14 protein-coding genes are annotated in these 14,094 nt (G+C 67.9%); 8 read left to right on the top strand and 6 right to left on the bottom strand.

Annotated features, from left to right (window positions below):
• The first annotated feature begins 45 nt into the window (after positions 1-45).
• The 4 genes from AB0J95_RS23140 to AB0J95_RS23125 all read left to right on the top strand — a co-directional run bounded on the left by AB0J95_RS23140 (position 46) and on the right by AB0J95_RS23125 (position 2,468).
• Positions 46-660 carry a hypothetical protein gene (locus tag AB0J95_RS23140; protein WP_364761221.1) on the top strand — a complete coding sequence of 205 codons (615 nt, stop codon included), beginning with the start codon at positions 46-48 and terminating at the stop codon, positions 658-660.
• Positions 661-793: 133 nt separating this feature from the next.
• Positions 794-1,342, top strand: coding sequence for a sigma-70 family RNA polymerase sigma factor (locus AB0J95_RS23135; protein WP_364761218.1), 549 nt, complete (start codon positions 794-796; stop codon positions 1,340-1,342).
• Entirely contained in the window at positions 1,339-2,019 is a 681-nt protein-coding gene (locus AB0J95_RS23130; RefSeq protein WP_364761215.1) for a zf-HC2 domain-containing protein, read from the top strand. The genes AB0J95_RS23135 and AB0J95_RS23130 overlap by 4 nt, the downstream gene beginning before the upstream one ends.
• 68 nt (positions 2,020-2,087) lie before the next feature.
• Positions 2,088-2,468, top strand: a complete 381-nt coding sequence (locus AB0J95_RS23125) for a polyketide cyclase (RefSeq protein ID WP_364761212.1) — start codon at positions 2,088-2,090, stop codon at positions 2,466-2,468.
• 49 nt (positions 2,469-2,517) lie between these two features.
• Here AB0J95_RS23125 and AB0J95_RS23120 read toward each other — a convergent pair whose 3' ends face one another.
• The gene (locus tag AB0J95_RS23120) at positions 2,518-3,846 is read right to left on the bottom strand and encodes a cation:dicarboxylase symporter family transporter (RefSeq protein ID WP_364761209.1); all 1,329 of its coding nucleotides are present in this window, start codon (positions 3,844-3,846) and stop codon (positions 2,518-2,520) included.
• 165 nt (positions 3,847-4,011) lie between these two features.
• Here AB0J95_RS23120 and AB0J95_RS23115 point away from each other — a divergent pair, with 165 nt between their 5' ends.
• The 4 genes from AB0J95_RS23115 (at position 4,012) to AB0J95_RS23100 (ending at position 8,125) form a co-directional block, all read left to right on the top strand.
• Positions 4,012-5,559: a sensor histidine kinase gene (locus tag AB0J95_RS23115; protein ID WP_364761206.1), complete on the top strand. Its 1,548-nt coding sequence runs from the start codon at positions 4,012-4,014 to the stop codon at positions 5,557-5,559.
• 10 nt (positions 5,560-5,569) lie between these two features.
• The gene (locus tag AB0J95_RS23110) at positions 5,570-6,778 is read left to right on the top strand and encodes a helix-turn-helix transcriptional regulator (protein ID WP_364761203.1); all 1,209 of its coding nucleotides are present in this window, start codon (positions 5,570-5,572) and stop codon (positions 6,776-6,778) included.
• Between the two features lie 128 nt (positions 6,779-6,906).
• Positions 6,907-7,572 carry a response regulator gene (locus AB0J95_RS23105; RefSeq protein WP_364761200.1) on the top strand — a complete coding sequence of 222 codons (666 nt, stop codon included), beginning with the start codon at positions 6,907-6,909 and terminating at the stop codon, positions 7,570-7,572.
• 16 nt (positions 7,573-7,588) lie between these two features.
• The gene (locus AB0J95_RS23100) at positions 7,589-8,125 is read left to right on the top strand and encodes an EF-hand domain-containing protein (RefSeq protein ID WP_364761197.1); all 537 of its coding nucleotides are present in this window, start codon (positions 7,589-7,591) and stop codon (positions 8,123-8,125) included.
• A 135-nt stretch (positions 8,126-8,260) separates the two neighbouring features.
• On the opposite strand, the gene AB0J95_RS23095 is transcribed toward AB0J95_RS23100, so the two are convergent.
• The 5 genes from AB0J95_RS23095 to AB0J95_RS23075 form a co-directional block, all read right to left on the bottom strand.
• Positions 8,261-9,739, bottom strand: coding sequence for a beta-N-acetylhexosaminidase (locus AB0J95_RS23095; protein WP_364761195.1), 1,479 nt, complete (start codon positions 9,737-9,739; stop codon positions 8,261-8,263).
• Positions 9,736-10,587, bottom strand: coding sequence for a carbohydrate ABC transporter permease (locus AB0J95_RS23090; RefSeq protein ID WP_364761192.1), 852 nt, complete (start codon positions 10,585-10,587; stop codon positions 9,736-9,738). Before AB0J95_RS23090 ends, AB0J95_RS23095 begins: the two co-directional genes overlap by 4 nt.
• A complete protein-coding gene (locus tag AB0J95_RS23085; protein ID WP_364761189.1) occupies positions 10,575-11,522 on the bottom strand; it encodes a sugar ABC transporter permease in 948 nt (315 codons plus the stop codon). The genes AB0J95_RS23090 and AB0J95_RS23085 overlap by 13 nt, the downstream gene beginning before the upstream one ends.
• Positions 11,519-12,826: an extracellular solute-binding protein gene (locus AB0J95_RS23080; protein ID WP_364761186.1), complete on the bottom strand. Its 1,308-nt coding sequence runs from the start codon at positions 12,824-12,826 to the stop codon at positions 11,519-11,521. The genes AB0J95_RS23085 and AB0J95_RS23080 overlap by 4 nt, the downstream gene beginning before the upstream one ends.
• A 143-nt stretch (positions 12,827-12,969) precedes the next feature.
• Positions 12,970-14,073, bottom strand: coding sequence for a lactonase family protein (locus tag AB0J95_RS23075; protein WP_364761183.1), 1,104 nt, complete (start codon positions 14,071-14,073; stop codon positions 12,970-12,972).
• Positions 14,074-14,094 lie beyond the last annotated feature (21 nt).

Below are 14,094 nucleotides of genomic sequence, written 5' to 3'. Positions count from 1 at the left end.
AAGGGAGCCGCGGCAAGGGTGGCACCACATTCCAGGAGGTTGGTCATGAAGGGCGCTCGTGTCGGCGTGCTGACTGCCATCGCCGGTCTGGGGCTGTTGGGCCTCACCGCGTGCGGCAGTGACAGTTCCGGATCGCCGGCCCCGAAGCAGCAACAGCAGGAGCTGCCGGCGGCCGCGGGTCCCCGGGCCAACCTCGTGGCGCAGGAAGTGGGCGCGCTCGGTCAGGGAATGACCGACCAGCAGGGCATGACCCTCTACATGTTCACCAAGGACTCCAACAAGCCGCCGGTCTCCAACTGCTACGACGCCTGCGAGAAGTCGTGGCCGCCGATGATCGCCGAGGGCAAGGAGCTGACGTTCACCGGCATCGACCAGAAGCTGATCGGCACCATCACCCGCAAGGACGGCAAGAAGCAGGTGACGATCAACGACTGGCCGGTCTACACCTACGCCAAGGACACCGCCCCGGGCGAGTCCAAGGGCAACGGGATGGGCGGTACCTGGTACGTGATCACGCCCGAGGGCAAGAAGCTCCAGGCGCAGGCGAACGCACCGGCCAGCCAGCCGCCCCAGTCGCCGAAGGAGCCCGCTGCGCCGCCCGCCAGCGCGAACACCAACAGCGGCGGTGATGGCGGCTATGACAGCGGCAATGGTTACTGACCTGACGGCGCGAGCGGGGGGATTCCTCGGCGTGAACGCCTCACTGGTGAGCACTGGAGGCCCGCGATCGCCGTTCGTCCGACCACGACCAGTATCCTCCGCGCAGACTCGATCCCCAGCGGAGAGGAACCTGGTGACGATCCCAGGCTGGTGGCCGCGGAGATCGCGGCGCGTACGTGGCGAGGACTTGGTTCGGTCGCTGTACAACGAGCACGGTGCGAGTTTGCTGGCGTATGCGACGCGGTTGACCAACGACAGGGCGGCCGCGGAGGACATCGTTCAGGAGACCCTGTTACGTGCCTGGAAGCACCATGACGTGCTGACAGACGAGAAGGGTTCGGTGCGGGGCTGGCTGCTCACGGTGGCCCGCAACATCGTCACCGACCGGGCCAGGGCCCGCGCGGTCCGCCCGCCCGAGGTGGCCGAGGTCACCGAGTCGCCGTCGGTCGAACGGGACCACGCCGACCAGGTGGTGGACTCGATGGCCATGCTCGGCGCCCTGGACAACCTGTCGGCGGAGCACCGCGAGGTGCTCGTGGAGATCTATTACAAAGGCCGCACGGTCACCGAAGCAGCCCAGGCACTGGGCATCGCGGCGGGTACCGTGAAATCACGCTCTTACTATGCATTGCGTGCCCTGCGGGCCGTGATGTCCAGTCATGGGACGGAGGTGCCCCGGTGAGCCGACCAGCACACGATCACTCCTCGCTTGGGGCGTACGCCCTCGGCGTACTGACCCCGCACGAGGCGACCGAGGTGGAGGCCCATCTGGCCGCCTGCGCGGACGGCCGGCGTGAGGTCGCGGACCTGGTCAACCTCAGGCACGCACTGGACACGGTGCCGCCCGAGGCGTTCATCGACGGTCCGCCGCCCGGTGGCGACCTCCTGCTGCAGCGCACGCTGCGCCGGGTCAGGGCCGAGGAGCAGCAGGCTCCCGTGGCTCGTCCGTCCGGTGCCCGCCGTCTGGCCGCTGTCGCGGCCGCGGTCGTGATCGCCGGCGGCGCCCTGGTGGGCGGGATCGCGATCGGGTCCTCGGGCACGACGACGCCGGGTGTGTCGTTCGCCGCCGAGGACGCCAGCACGCACGCCAAGATGGACGTCAAGGTGGAGAGCCTGCAGGGCTGGGTCAAGCTGCACGCCAACGCCAGCGGGATCAAGGCGGGCGAGCCCTGCCAGCTCGTGGTGACCGGCAAGGACGGCACGCAGCGGCTGGCCGGCAGCTGGCTGGTGTCCTCCAAGGGCGAGGCCGAGGGCACGATGATCGACGGCGCGGCGATCATGCCGCCCAAGGACATCAAGTCCATCGACGTGATCACCACGACCAACCGCAAGCTCGTCTCGGTGCCCGTGAACCTTTAAGACCCGTGAACCTGAACCACCGCTACCGGTTCCGCAGCGTATGGACGCTTCCGGGACCGGCTAGCGGTGTGTTCGACGTGGTGACCGACCCGGGCTCGTACCCGTTGTGGTGGCCGGACATCCACGGTGTGGGCAGAGTGGACGATGACACCGCCGAGGTGATCTGCAAGTCCGTGCTGCCCTATGCGCTGACCTTCCGGATGCACCGCGGCGAGCAGGACGAGACCGCCGGGCGGATGCTGATCGGCCTGACCGGCGACCTGGAGGGCTACAGCCGCGGCACGCTCAACCGGGGTGTCCACAGTGTCCGGCTGGTGATCGAGCAGGACGTGGTGGTCAACAAGTGGCTGCTGAGAGCGCTCGCGCCGGTCGCCAGACCGGCTTTCCGGGCCAACCACGCGATGATGATGTGGCGTGGCCAGCGTGGCCTTCGCAGCTTCCTTGGCTAGCATCGAGCCCCTCATGGACGGTGCCATGAGGGGCTCGATGCTGTGTGCGTCAGGCCTTCTTCGCGGGGGCCTCTTCCGCTTCACCCTCGCTGGTGGCGTCCGCCGCCGGGTCGTTGTCCGGCGCGACACCGTGGTCATCGAGCAAAGTGGACTCGTCGAACGGGTCGGTGCCGTCGAGCGCGCGCTGGGCCTTGTCCCGGTCGAACTCACCGGTCCACTGTCCGATCAGGACCGTGGCCACGGCGTTGCCGGTGAAGTTGGTCAGCGCACGGGCCTCGGACATGAACTTGTCGATGCCGATGATGAAGCCGACGCCGCCGACCAGTTCCGGGCGGTGCGACTGCAGGCCGCCGGCCAGCGTCGCCAGGCCGGCGCCGGAGACACCGGCGGCTCCCTTCGAGGCGATGATCATGAAGCCCAGCAGGCCGATCTGCTCACCGAAGGACAGCGGCTGGTCCATCGCGTCCGCGATGAACAAGGTCGCCATGGTCAGGTAGATCGCGGTGCCGTCCAGGTTGAACGAGTACCCGGTCGGGACCGTGATGCCGACGACCTCACGGCCCACACCCGCGTGCTCCATCTTGGCGATCAGGCGGGGCAGGGCGCTCTCGGACGACGAGGTGGAGAAGATCAGCAGGTACTCGCGCGCCAGGTAGCGCATCAGCGCGAAGATGTTGACCTTGGCGACCACCCGCAGCAGCGTGCCCAGCACCAGCGCGATGAACAGGATGCAGGTGATGTAGAAGCCCAGCATGATCACCAGCAGGCTCTTCAGCGCACTCCAGCCGGTCGCGCCGACCACCGCCGCGATCGCGCCGAACGCGCCGATCGGGGCCGCCCACATGACCATCGCCAGGATCTTGAACACCAGCCGCTGCAGGTGCTCGATGCCGCGCAGCACCGGCTTGCCGGCCTGCCCCATCGCCTGCAGCGCGAACCCGGCGAGCAGCGCGACCAGCAGCGTCTGCAGCACCTGACCGCTGGTCAGCCCGGAGAACAAGGTCGTCGGGATGATGCCCAGGATGAACTCGGTCGTGTTCTGCTGGGTCTTGACCTGGCCCTGGCCCGCCTTGCTGATGGCGTCGGTCAGGTGCAGCCCGGTGCCCGGCTCGATGATGTTGCCGACCAGCAGGCCGATGATCAGCGCTACGGTCGACATGACCAGGAAGTAGGCGATGGTCAGGCCACCGACCTTGCCGACCCGCGCGGCCTTGGTGATCGACCCGACGCCCAGCACCAGCGTGCAGAAGATGATCGGGCTGATCATCATCTTGATCAGGTTGATGAAACCGTCGCCGACCGGCTTGAGAGCCTTGCCGAACTCCGGGAACAGCAAACCGACGATGATGCCGAGGACGACGGCCGCGATGACGGACATGTAGAGAATGTGGGTGCGGTCCCGGCGGGTGCGTCCCTCAATCGTGGACAAAGCTGGCCTCCTGTGAAGCCTGGACGTGGCCAATGGTTGTGCAGACTATCCGGGTCTCTATGACACGGGTCACTGTTGTGTTCATTTCGGTCGTGCGGCGTGGAGGTTACGGCCATGCGGGAGTGGAGCCTGGCACGCCAGTTGCTGGTGTTGCAGATCGTGATAGTCGGGGTGATCGTCGGAGGTGGGTCGATCCTGGCGTACCTGGACGCGGCCAGGAACACCGAGGACGCCGCGAGGCGAGAAGTCGTCTCGGTCGCCCAGGCCGTCGCCGCTGCTCCGACCGTGGTGTCGGCCGTGGTCACGCCCACGCCCACGGATATTCTGCAACCGTATACAGAGCGTATTCGGGCAGTGACAGATATCGATTTCATCACCATTATGAATCGGGATGGAATCCGCTTCACCCATCCGAACCCCGCGGAGATCGGGAAGCATTTCATCGGGCACACCGAAGCGGCCCTCGCCGGCGGCATCGTTTCGGAGACATTTACCGGGACGCTCGGCCCGTCGGTGCGGGCGGTGGTCCCGGTGTTCTCATCGGATCATCGGGTCCTCGCGATGGTCGCCGTCGGGATCACCGTCACCGCGATCTCCGAGGAACTGAATGGCCGCGTCTACGCGGTCATCACTGTCGGGGCGGTCGCCTTGCTCATCGGGATGGCGGGGACGTACTTCGTCAGCGCCCGGCTGCGGCGGCAGACCCGGGGAATGGGCCCGGCCCGGCTGCGCCGGATGATCGACTACCACGAGTCGATCCTGCACGCGGTGCACGAGGGCCTGCTGCTGATCGACCGGACCGGCCGGGTGACGTTGTGCAACGACGCCGCGCGTGACCTGCTCGGGTTCGCCACCGACGTGGACGGCCAGATGCTGCGCTCGCTCGGCCTGCCCGAGTCGTTCGTGGACAGCGTGCTGTCCGAGGGGCCGGTCCGCGACGAGATCCACCTGACCGACCGCCGGGTGCTCGTGGTGAACAAGTCCTCGGTCGGCCACCAGGGCTCGGTGGTGACCCTGCGGGACCACACCGACCTGCAGGCACTGACCGGCGAGCTGGACTCGGTCAAGGGCTTCGCCGAGTCGCTGCGCTCCCAGGCACACGAGGCCGCCAACCGGCTGCACACCATCGTGTCGCTGATCGAGCTCGACCGCACCGAGGACGCCGTCCGGTTCGCCACCGAGGAGCTGGAGCTGGCCCAGCGGCTGACCGACCAGGTGGTGGACGCGGTCGGCGAGCCGGTGCTGGCGGCGCTGCTGCTGGGCAAGGCGGCCGAGGCGAGCGAGCGCGGGGTGGAGCTGGTGATCACGCCGGAGTCGCACATCGACGAGACCGCGCTGCCCGGCCGGGACCTGGTGACCATCCTGGGCAACCTGATCGACAACGCGATGGACGCGGCGCTGGAGGGCGCGCAGCCGCCGAAGGTACTGGTGACTGTGCGCAAGACCGCCGACGAGGTGCTGCTGCGGGTCGCGGACACGGGCCACGGGCTGGACACGATGGCCGCGTTCGAGCGCGGCTGGTCCACAAAGGACGGTAGTCGTGGACTGGGCCTGGCGTTGGTGGGCCAGACCGTCCGGCGCAACCGCGGCACGATCGAGCTGGGTCACGACGTCGGTGCGGTTTTCACCGTCCATCTACCCCTCGTGACTACTCCTGGGTGACAATCGGTTCGTGGTGGTGGTCGACCCGGGGTTGCCGCCGGGTGAGCGGATTCGCTTGTACCGCAGGCGGGCCGGGCTCACCCAGGAGCAGTGTGCGCAGCTCAAGGGGTGCACTGCCTCGGCGTGGCGGAAGTGGGAGTCCGGTGAGCGCCAGGTGGCCGCGTTCTCCGACTGGATCGAGATCGCGCGGATCCTGCGGGTGCGCGACCTGTACAAGCTGACCGGGTTACCCGTCGGCGAGCTGCCCGAGGACCCGGCGGAACACGAGACCGTGCCGGCGATCCGGGCCGCGATGACCTCGTTCGACCCCAAGCTCACCGAGGCGCCGGACGTGAGCCGCCTGGACAAGTCCGTGCGGACGGCGTGGGAGATCTGGCAGGAACGCCGTCCGTTCACCCAGATCGGCATGCTGCTGCCGGGGTTGATCACCGAGGTTCGGGCCACGATCCCGTTGGTGGACGGGCCCGAGCGCGATCTGCTGCTGCACACCGCTTCGATGCTCTACTTCCTGGCCCGCGCGTTCACCAAACGCGTTGGCGCGCATGATGTTTCGCTGCTGGCCGCAGACCGTGCGATGGCCGCCGCCATCAAGGCGGACGATCTCGACTTCCGTGCGGCGGCCGCCTGGAACCTGGGCATGATCCTCGCCGAGCAGGGCCACACGGAGGTCGTCCAGGAGCTCGCGCGCGACGCCGCCCACGAGCTGGAGCCGACCCTGGCCGACGGCCCGCTGTCCCGGATGAGCATCTTCGGCGCGCTGCATCTGTTGCGGGCCATGCAGTTCGCGCGGCTCGGCGACGAGCACGGCGTGGTGACCGCGCTCGGCACCGCCGAGCAGGTCGCGGCGAAACTGGGCGAGCGCAACGACTTCCGGACCGTGTTCGGGCCGACCAACGTCGGCATCTACCGGGTCTGGCTCGCGGTCGAACTGTCCAAGCCGGGCGAGGCGATCCGCACCGCGCAGCGCTACGACGTGACGATCCTGCCGAGCGTGGAGCGGCGGTTCTCCTACTACGTCGAGCTGGCGCGGGCCTACAGCATCCGCACCGAGGACGTCGCCGCCGTCCACATGCTGCTGCGCGCCGAACAGGAGTCCGCGGAGGAGTTGAGGTTCAACGTCGAGGTGCGCGCGATGGTGCGGGAACTGTTACGGCGGGAGAACATGCTGACCCGCTCCGAGTTGCGCCCATTGGCCGACAGAATTGGCGTCCTGCGGTAGCGGATCGATCAAGAATGGTTGTCAGCCACGGGATTGAGCGATGCCGTGGATAACTCACCGCAGATTTGTAAGGGCTGTTTACTGTCATGTGGTTGCGCCGGACGCTGTGGATAACCATCCTTGCTGGCGTGATCAGGGTGCTGGTGGTCGAGGACGACCCCGTCGCTGCCGATGCTCATCGGCTCTATGTCGAGCGCGTGCCGGGCTTCGAGGTGGTGGGCGTGGCCAACACGGGCGTGGAGGCGATGCGGTTCGTCGACCAGCACCCGATCGACCTGCTGCTGCTGGACTTCTACCTGCCGGACGCGCACGGGCTGCAGATCACGCGGGCGCTGCGGGCGGCGAATCACACGATCGACGTCATCGCGGTGACTTCCGCACGCGACCTGGCCATGGTGCGGGCGGCGGTGTCGGCGGGGGTCGTGCAGTACCTGTTGAAACCATTCACCTTCGCCACGCTCCGCGACAAACTCGAGCGGTACGCACGCTTCCGGGCGGAGGTCACCGGCGAGGCCACCGGACAGGATGAAGTCGACCGCGCCTTGGCGACCTTGAGGGGCACGGACGGTATTGGACTGCCCAAAGGGATGAGCGCGGACACGCTCAATGCGGTGGTCTCCGCGCTGCGCGAGGCACCCGGCGGGTTGTCGGCTGTCGGGGCGGCCGGGATTGTGGGAATCTCGAGGGTCACTGCCCGCAGGTATCTCGAGCACCTGGCGGATACCGGGGTGGTGGTCCGGCGGCCGCAGTACGGACAGGTCGGCCGCCCGGAGCTGGTGTACAGCCTGTCCTGACGAAAGGGGCCCGCGGGTGTTTCTCGAGCAGAAGATCAGGGCGGGGTTCGCGCACCTGGACGCGGACGGCGACGGTTTCCTGACCGAGGACGACCACATCCTGATGGGCCAGCGGTCCGCCGCCGCGCTCGGCTACGCGGCCGGCTCGCGGTCCGAGCAGTTCATGATCGACTCGTACCTGCGGGTCTGGCGGATCGTGCACCAGTCGCACGCCATCGAGGGCAAGGTCTCCGCCGAGGAGTTCCTCGCCGCCATGCTGGCCCTGCGGGCCAACCCGGCGGTGCTCACCGATCTGGCGAACGCGTTGTTCAGCATCGCCGACCGCAGCGGCAACGGCCGGATCGACCTCGGCGAGTACCTGGCGTTCCTGCAGGGCCAGGCGCCGAACCTGCCGGAGGCGGAGGGCATCGAGGCGTTCAGCCACCTCGACCGCGACAGCGACGGCCACCTCACCCGCGAGGAGCTGGCCCGAGCCGTGGTCGAGTACTGGACGAGCGACAACCTCACCGCCACCGGCAACTGGCTGCTCGGCCACATCCCCGTGCCCAGCTAACCCGCGTGTCCCACACTCGCCGCCCCCGTGTCCCACATTCGCCGCCGTCGAGTTCCACATTCGCCGGCGGCCAAGGGGGAATTCGAGGTCCGTGAACGTGGGACACGGGGGCGGTGAATGTGGGACACGCGGGGGTTATTTGGGGCGGCTGGGGACGCCGGGGCGGGTCTGCCAGGGTTTCGGGCCGTCCAGGGGGCGGTACTCGACGCCCATCGCGTCCAGCCTGGGCAGGTGGTAGGTGGTCAGGCGGTCCTCGAACTCCTCGTACGAGCGGTCCCCGGCGGTCCACACCACCTCGGCGAACGCGGCCAGCCGCGGGAAGGTGGCGTAGTCGACGCGCCGGGCGTTGTCCAGGTGCTCGGTCCAGACCTGGGCCTGGGCGCCGAGGACGTGCGAGTGGAACTCGGGGGCGAGCGCGGTCGGGATGGGCTCGTAGCGGTAGACGTCCTCGAGCGTGTGGATCCAGCCCACCGGGATCGGCTCGTCCGGGTGGTCGGACTGGCGGTGGTCGAGGTACACGTACTGCTCCGGGCACATGACCACGTCGTGGCCCGAGGAGGCGGCCGTGACGCCGGCCTCCTCACCCCGCCACGAGGCCACGATGGCACCCTGGGGCAGGTCACCGACCTCGAGGATCTCGTCCCAGCCGAGCGTGCGGCGGCCGAGCCCGGCCAGGTGGGCGGCCATCTGCCCGACGAACCAGCCGTGCAGCTGCCGAGCCTCGGCGAACCCCTCGTCGGCCATCCGCTTGGCCGCGACCTCGTTGTCCTCCCACTGCACGGTCGGCACCTCGTCGCCGCCGACGCAGATCACCGGCGCGTCGAAGATCGCCGCCACGTGGTCGAACACCTTGCGGTAGAAGCCGATCGCGTAGTCCGACACGGTCAGGATGTTCTCGTTGATGCCCCAGCTGCGCAGCACCGGCAGGTCCGAACCGGTGTTGCCCAGCTCGGGGTAGGCGGCGATGGCGGCCTGCGAGTGCCCGGGAATGTCCACTTCGGGCACGACGGTGATGTGTCGTTCCCGCGCGTACGCGACGATCTCGCGCATGTCGTCGCTGGTGTAGTACCCGCCGTGTGGGCGACCGTCGTGCTCGGTGGTGCCGTCCGGCGGGCGGCCGACCCAGGATCCCGTGCGCCAGGCGCCGACCTCGGTGAGCCGCGGGAACTCCGGCACCTCGACCCGCCAGCCCTGGTCGTCGGTCAGGTGCAGGTGCAGCACGTTGAGCTTGTGCGCGGCCAGCTGGTCGAGGAACCGGAACACCTCGTACTTCGGCATGAAGTGCCGGGCCACGTCGAGCAGCACACCCCGCCAGCCGAACCGCGGGTGGTCCTCGACCTCACCGCACGGAAGCGTCCACTGTGGACCATGAATGGCCGCGGCCCGGAACGCGTCCGGCCCGGCGAGCTGGCGCAGTGTCTGCAAGGCGTAGAACGCGCCCGCCTCGTCGGCCGCTTCGACGGACACGCCCTCGGGCGTGATCGACAGCCGGTAGCCCTCGGCCGGTAGGGAGTCCACAATGGACACATCTGGCGTGATCGGGCCGGTGGAAGCGAAGGTTCCCGGCGCGGGAGTGACGCGCACCGGCTTGGGAAGCAGCGATTCGAAGCTCATCCTTTGACCGCCCCTGAGAGTCCGGACACCAGGTGTCGTTGCACGAACACGAAGAAGATCAGTACCGGGATCGTCATCAGCGTCGACCCGGCCATGATCCCGCCCCAGTCGGGCTGGTCGGGCTGGAAGAACACGCGCAGCGCCTGCGGCAGCGTGCGGTTGTCCACGTCCGAGTAGATCAGCGTCTGGGCCAGCAGGAAGTCGTTCCACGCGTGGATGAACGACAGCACGCTGGTGGCCACCAGACCGGGGGCGACCAGCGGGAACAGCACCTGCCAAGTGAACCGGAACCGGCTCGCCCCGTCCAGTGCGGCGGCCTCCTCCAGCTCGCCGGGCACGGCCGCGACGAACCCGCGCAGCATCCAGATCGCGAACGGCAGGCTGAACGCCAGGTTCACGAAGATCAGCGGCAGCAGCTGGTTGAGGCCGAACGCGGGCACGGTGTCGCCGAACGACTGGACCATGAAGTACAGCGGGATGGTCAGCGCCTCGATCGGGATCATCTGCGCCACCAGCAACATCACCAGCAGCACGGTCCGGCCGCGGAACCGGAACCTGGTCAGCGCCACCGCGGCCAGGAACGAGCACAGCATGGACAGCACGACCACGGCCACCGCGACCATCGTGCTGTTCAGGAAGTAGCGGCCGAAACCGTTGAGGTCCAGCACCCGCTTGAAACTGTCCAAAGTGGGCGCCAGCGTCCACGGCTTCGGGCTGGCCAGCTCCCCGGCCGGTCGGACCGCGGAAAGCACCATCCAGTAGAGCGGAATGGCCACGAGGGCGGCGATCACGCAGCAGACGATCTCCGCGGCCAGCCGCCCCGGGCGCCGGATGTTCAGGACTGCCATCCGGACCTCCGCTGCGCCCGCAGGTAGAGCACGGTGATCAGCATCAGCAGCACGGTCATCACCACACCGATCGTCGCGCCCTTGCCGTACTCCTCACCGGCGAACGCCTTCTGGTACGCGTAGACGTTGAGCACGAGGTTGCGCCCGGCCACGCCGCCGCCGTTGGTCATCACGTAGATCTGCGTGAATATCTTGAAGTCCCAGATGATCGACTGGATGGTGGCGATCACGATGAGCGGCTTGAGGATCGGCAGGATCACCTGCGTCGCCGTGCGCCACCAGCTCGCCCCATCGAGCTGGGCCGCCTCCACCACCTCACCGGGAATGCCCTTGATCCCCGCGTACATCGTCACCATCACGAACGGGAACGAAGCCCAGATCACCTCCGCGGCAACGAGACCGAACGTGGACAGCTGCCCGAACGTCCAGGAGTGCCCGTGTGTCCCGAGGATCTCGTTGACCAGCCCGAAGTCGCGGTCGAACAGGAACAGCCACACATAGGACCCGGCCATCGCCGGAGTCGCCCACGCGCCCAGCGCGGCCAGGAACAGCAGCATCCGCGGCACCGCGCGAACCCGGCTGGCCAGCACTGCCAACCCGGTCCCCACAAGCAAAGAACCGACCACGCACACCGCCGCGAACAACACGGTCGCCAGCAGCACCGACCAGAACTGGTCGTCGCTGAACAGCTCGGCGTAGTTGTCGATCCCCAGGAACACCAACGGTGCCGCACCGCTGGCCTGCGCCTGGTTGTAGTCGTAGAACGAGATCTGCACGAGCTGGTACAGCGGGTACGCCATCAGCCCGACCAGCAGCACACCCGCGGGCAGCAGGTACAGCACTGCCGCCCGGCCGTCTCGCCGCTTGCGCGTCGAAGCCGGCTGTGGCGGAACTGGTGCCAGCTCCGCCACAGCGGGCGCGATCTGAGTCGTCACCCGAAGGCCTTGTTCATCTCACCGGCGGCCGTTTCCGCGGCCGCGTCGACCGTCGCCGCGCCGGTGACCACCTGTTGCAGCGCCGTCGGGATCACGTTCTGCGCGTCGATCTTGGTCCAGGCCGGGGTGGCCGGGACGAACTTCGTGCCCGCCTGTGCGGTCCGCACGAACGGCTCCAGGAACTTGTCGCTGCTCGCGACCGAGGCCTGAACGTCCTTGAACGTGGGCAGGTTGCCCATCGCGGTGTACATCTTCTGCTGGTACTGCTTGCCGCCCAGCAGCTCGATGAACTGCAGCGCCAGCGTGTACTTCTTGCTCGCCCGGAACACGCCGAGCAGGTTGCCGCCCGCGAAGGCCGGTGCGATCTTGCCGGCCTGGATGCCGGGCAACGGGACCACGGCGTAGTTGCCCTTCACCGTGCCGGCCTCCACGGCCTTGCGGTTGAAGTCACCCCCGATCGTCATGCCCGCCTTACCGCCGGCGAAGGCGGCTACCGACTGGGTGCCGGTGAACTGGGCGCACGCCGAGGGCGGGCAGATGTCGTCCTTGATCAGCTCGGTGTACTGCTTGAGCCCGTCCTTGGCCTGCTGGCTGTTGATCGCCGAAGTCCACTTGCCGCCGTCCTGCTTGGCGACGTCCCCGCCGTTGGCCCACACGTACGGCAGGGCGGCGTAGGTGTACTTGCCGCCGACCGAGATGCCGTACAGGTCCGGCCTGGCCTGGCGGATCTTGCGCGCGGTCTCGGTCAGCTCCGCCAACGTCTTCGGCGGGGTCAGGTTGAGCTCCTTGAACACATCCGTGCGGTAGTACAACGCACGCGTCCCGGTGAACCACGGGATGCCATAAGTCTTGCCGCCGACCTTGGCAGTGTCCACAACGGACGGAATCAGGTCCTTGCCGTCACCCCAGGCGGCCAGATCCGCAGTCAGGTCGGCGAAACCGTTGGAGGCGGTGTACCCGGCCAGGTCAGTGTTGCCGAACTCGGCCACGTCCGGCGAGGAGTTCTTGTCGTTGAAGGCGCCGTTGAACCGGTTCGCGCGGCCGTCCACCGGCAGGTACTCGACCGTGACCGTGACACCTTGGTGCGCCGCTTCGAACTCCTTCTTGGCCTCGGCCACCGTGGCTTCCTTCGGCGCGTTGCTGGCCTCCTGGAACAGCCACACCTTGAGGTCACCGGTCATCTCGCCGACCGGCTGGCCCGCCGCTCCCGACTGCTGCGGCTGGTTGTTCGCCGCCTGCGGCGGCCCGCACCCGACTACCAACGCCCCCGCAACCGCCGCCGCCAGCACACCTTTGATCTTCATCGTTCCTCCGGTTGCATCTGACGCAACGTACGTTTCGCCCTCGGCAATAACGCGACTCTAGAACGGACCATTCACCGGCACAAGGGTCTAAACCAATGGAAAAGGGCGCGCCTCCCCGGTCAAGAAGGCGCGCCCAGCAGGGATTACTTGAACGAAACGATGGCCACGTTGCCGACGGAGACAGAACCCGCTGAGGCACCGAGCTTTCCGGACGCCGGATCACGCGGCAGCCAGTTCACCGTGTTGGACTGCTGATTGGACACGTACACCCAGCGTCCCGTGGGGTCGAGGGTGAAGTGCCGTGGCCACACCCCACCACACGGCGTGGTGGACACAAAGGACAGTTGCTTGCCGGTCGCGTCCACCGAGAACATCGCGATGCTGTTGTGGCCCCGGTTGGAGGCGTAGACGAACCGGCCGTCCGGCGAGACCGCGACCTCACCGGGGTAGTTCTCGGCCGGCTTGGCGTCGCCCAGGGTGCTGATGACCTGGCCGGGGGTCAGCTTCCCGGCCGCCGCGTCCCACGCCGCCACCGTGACCTCGGAGCGCAGCTCGCCCAGGATGTAGGCGAACCTCCCGCCTGGGTGGAACGCCACGTGCCGCGGGCCGAGGCCGACCGGCAGCTTGAGCTGCTGGTTCTGCTTGAGCTTCCCGTTCTGCAGCGAGTACACGTACACCGAGTCCGCGCCGAGGTCCACCGACACCAGCCACTTCCCGCTGGGGTCGGTCACGGTCTGGTGGGCGTGCGCGGCCCGGTTGTCGCCCTTGTGCGTCACGACATCCGTGACCGCGCCGATCCGGCCGTCCGCGCCCACCGGCAGCACGGACACCTTGCCGTCGTTGTAGTTCGACGCGATCAGGTAGCCGTTGAACAGGTTCAGGTGGGTCGTGCCGCCGCCCTTCGCGGGCTGCGAGTTGACCAGCACCGGCTTGGCCGGGTTGGCCAGGCTGAACGAGCTCACCCGGCCGGCGTCGGACTCGTTGGTGGAGAACAGGAACCGCCGGTCCACGCTGTAACAGAACCAGGACGGGTCCACCACGTTGCGCACCGTGCCGGTGATGGTGAGCTTGCCGGTCTGCGGGTCGACGCTGCCGACCTGCAGACCGGGCCCGGCCGGTGTGCCCCAGCTGGTGTAGCTGCCGATGTACACAGTGGACACCGTCCTCGTCGCGGCCGACGCGGGGAGACCCGTGGCGAGCGCGAGACCGCCCACCCCAAGCGCCCCGAGCAGGGAACGTCGGCTCATTTCAGTTGTCACAGGGAATGA

The sequence above is a fragment of the Actinocrispum sp. NPDC049592 genome (assembly GCF_040675465.1).
Taxonomy (GTDB): domain Bacteria; phylum Actinomycetota; class Actinomycetes; order Mycobacteriales; family Pseudonocardiaceae; genus Kibdelosporangium.
The sequence above is the reverse complement of the archived record's forward strand: the minus strand, read 5'-3'. Positions and strand labels throughout refer to the sequence as shown.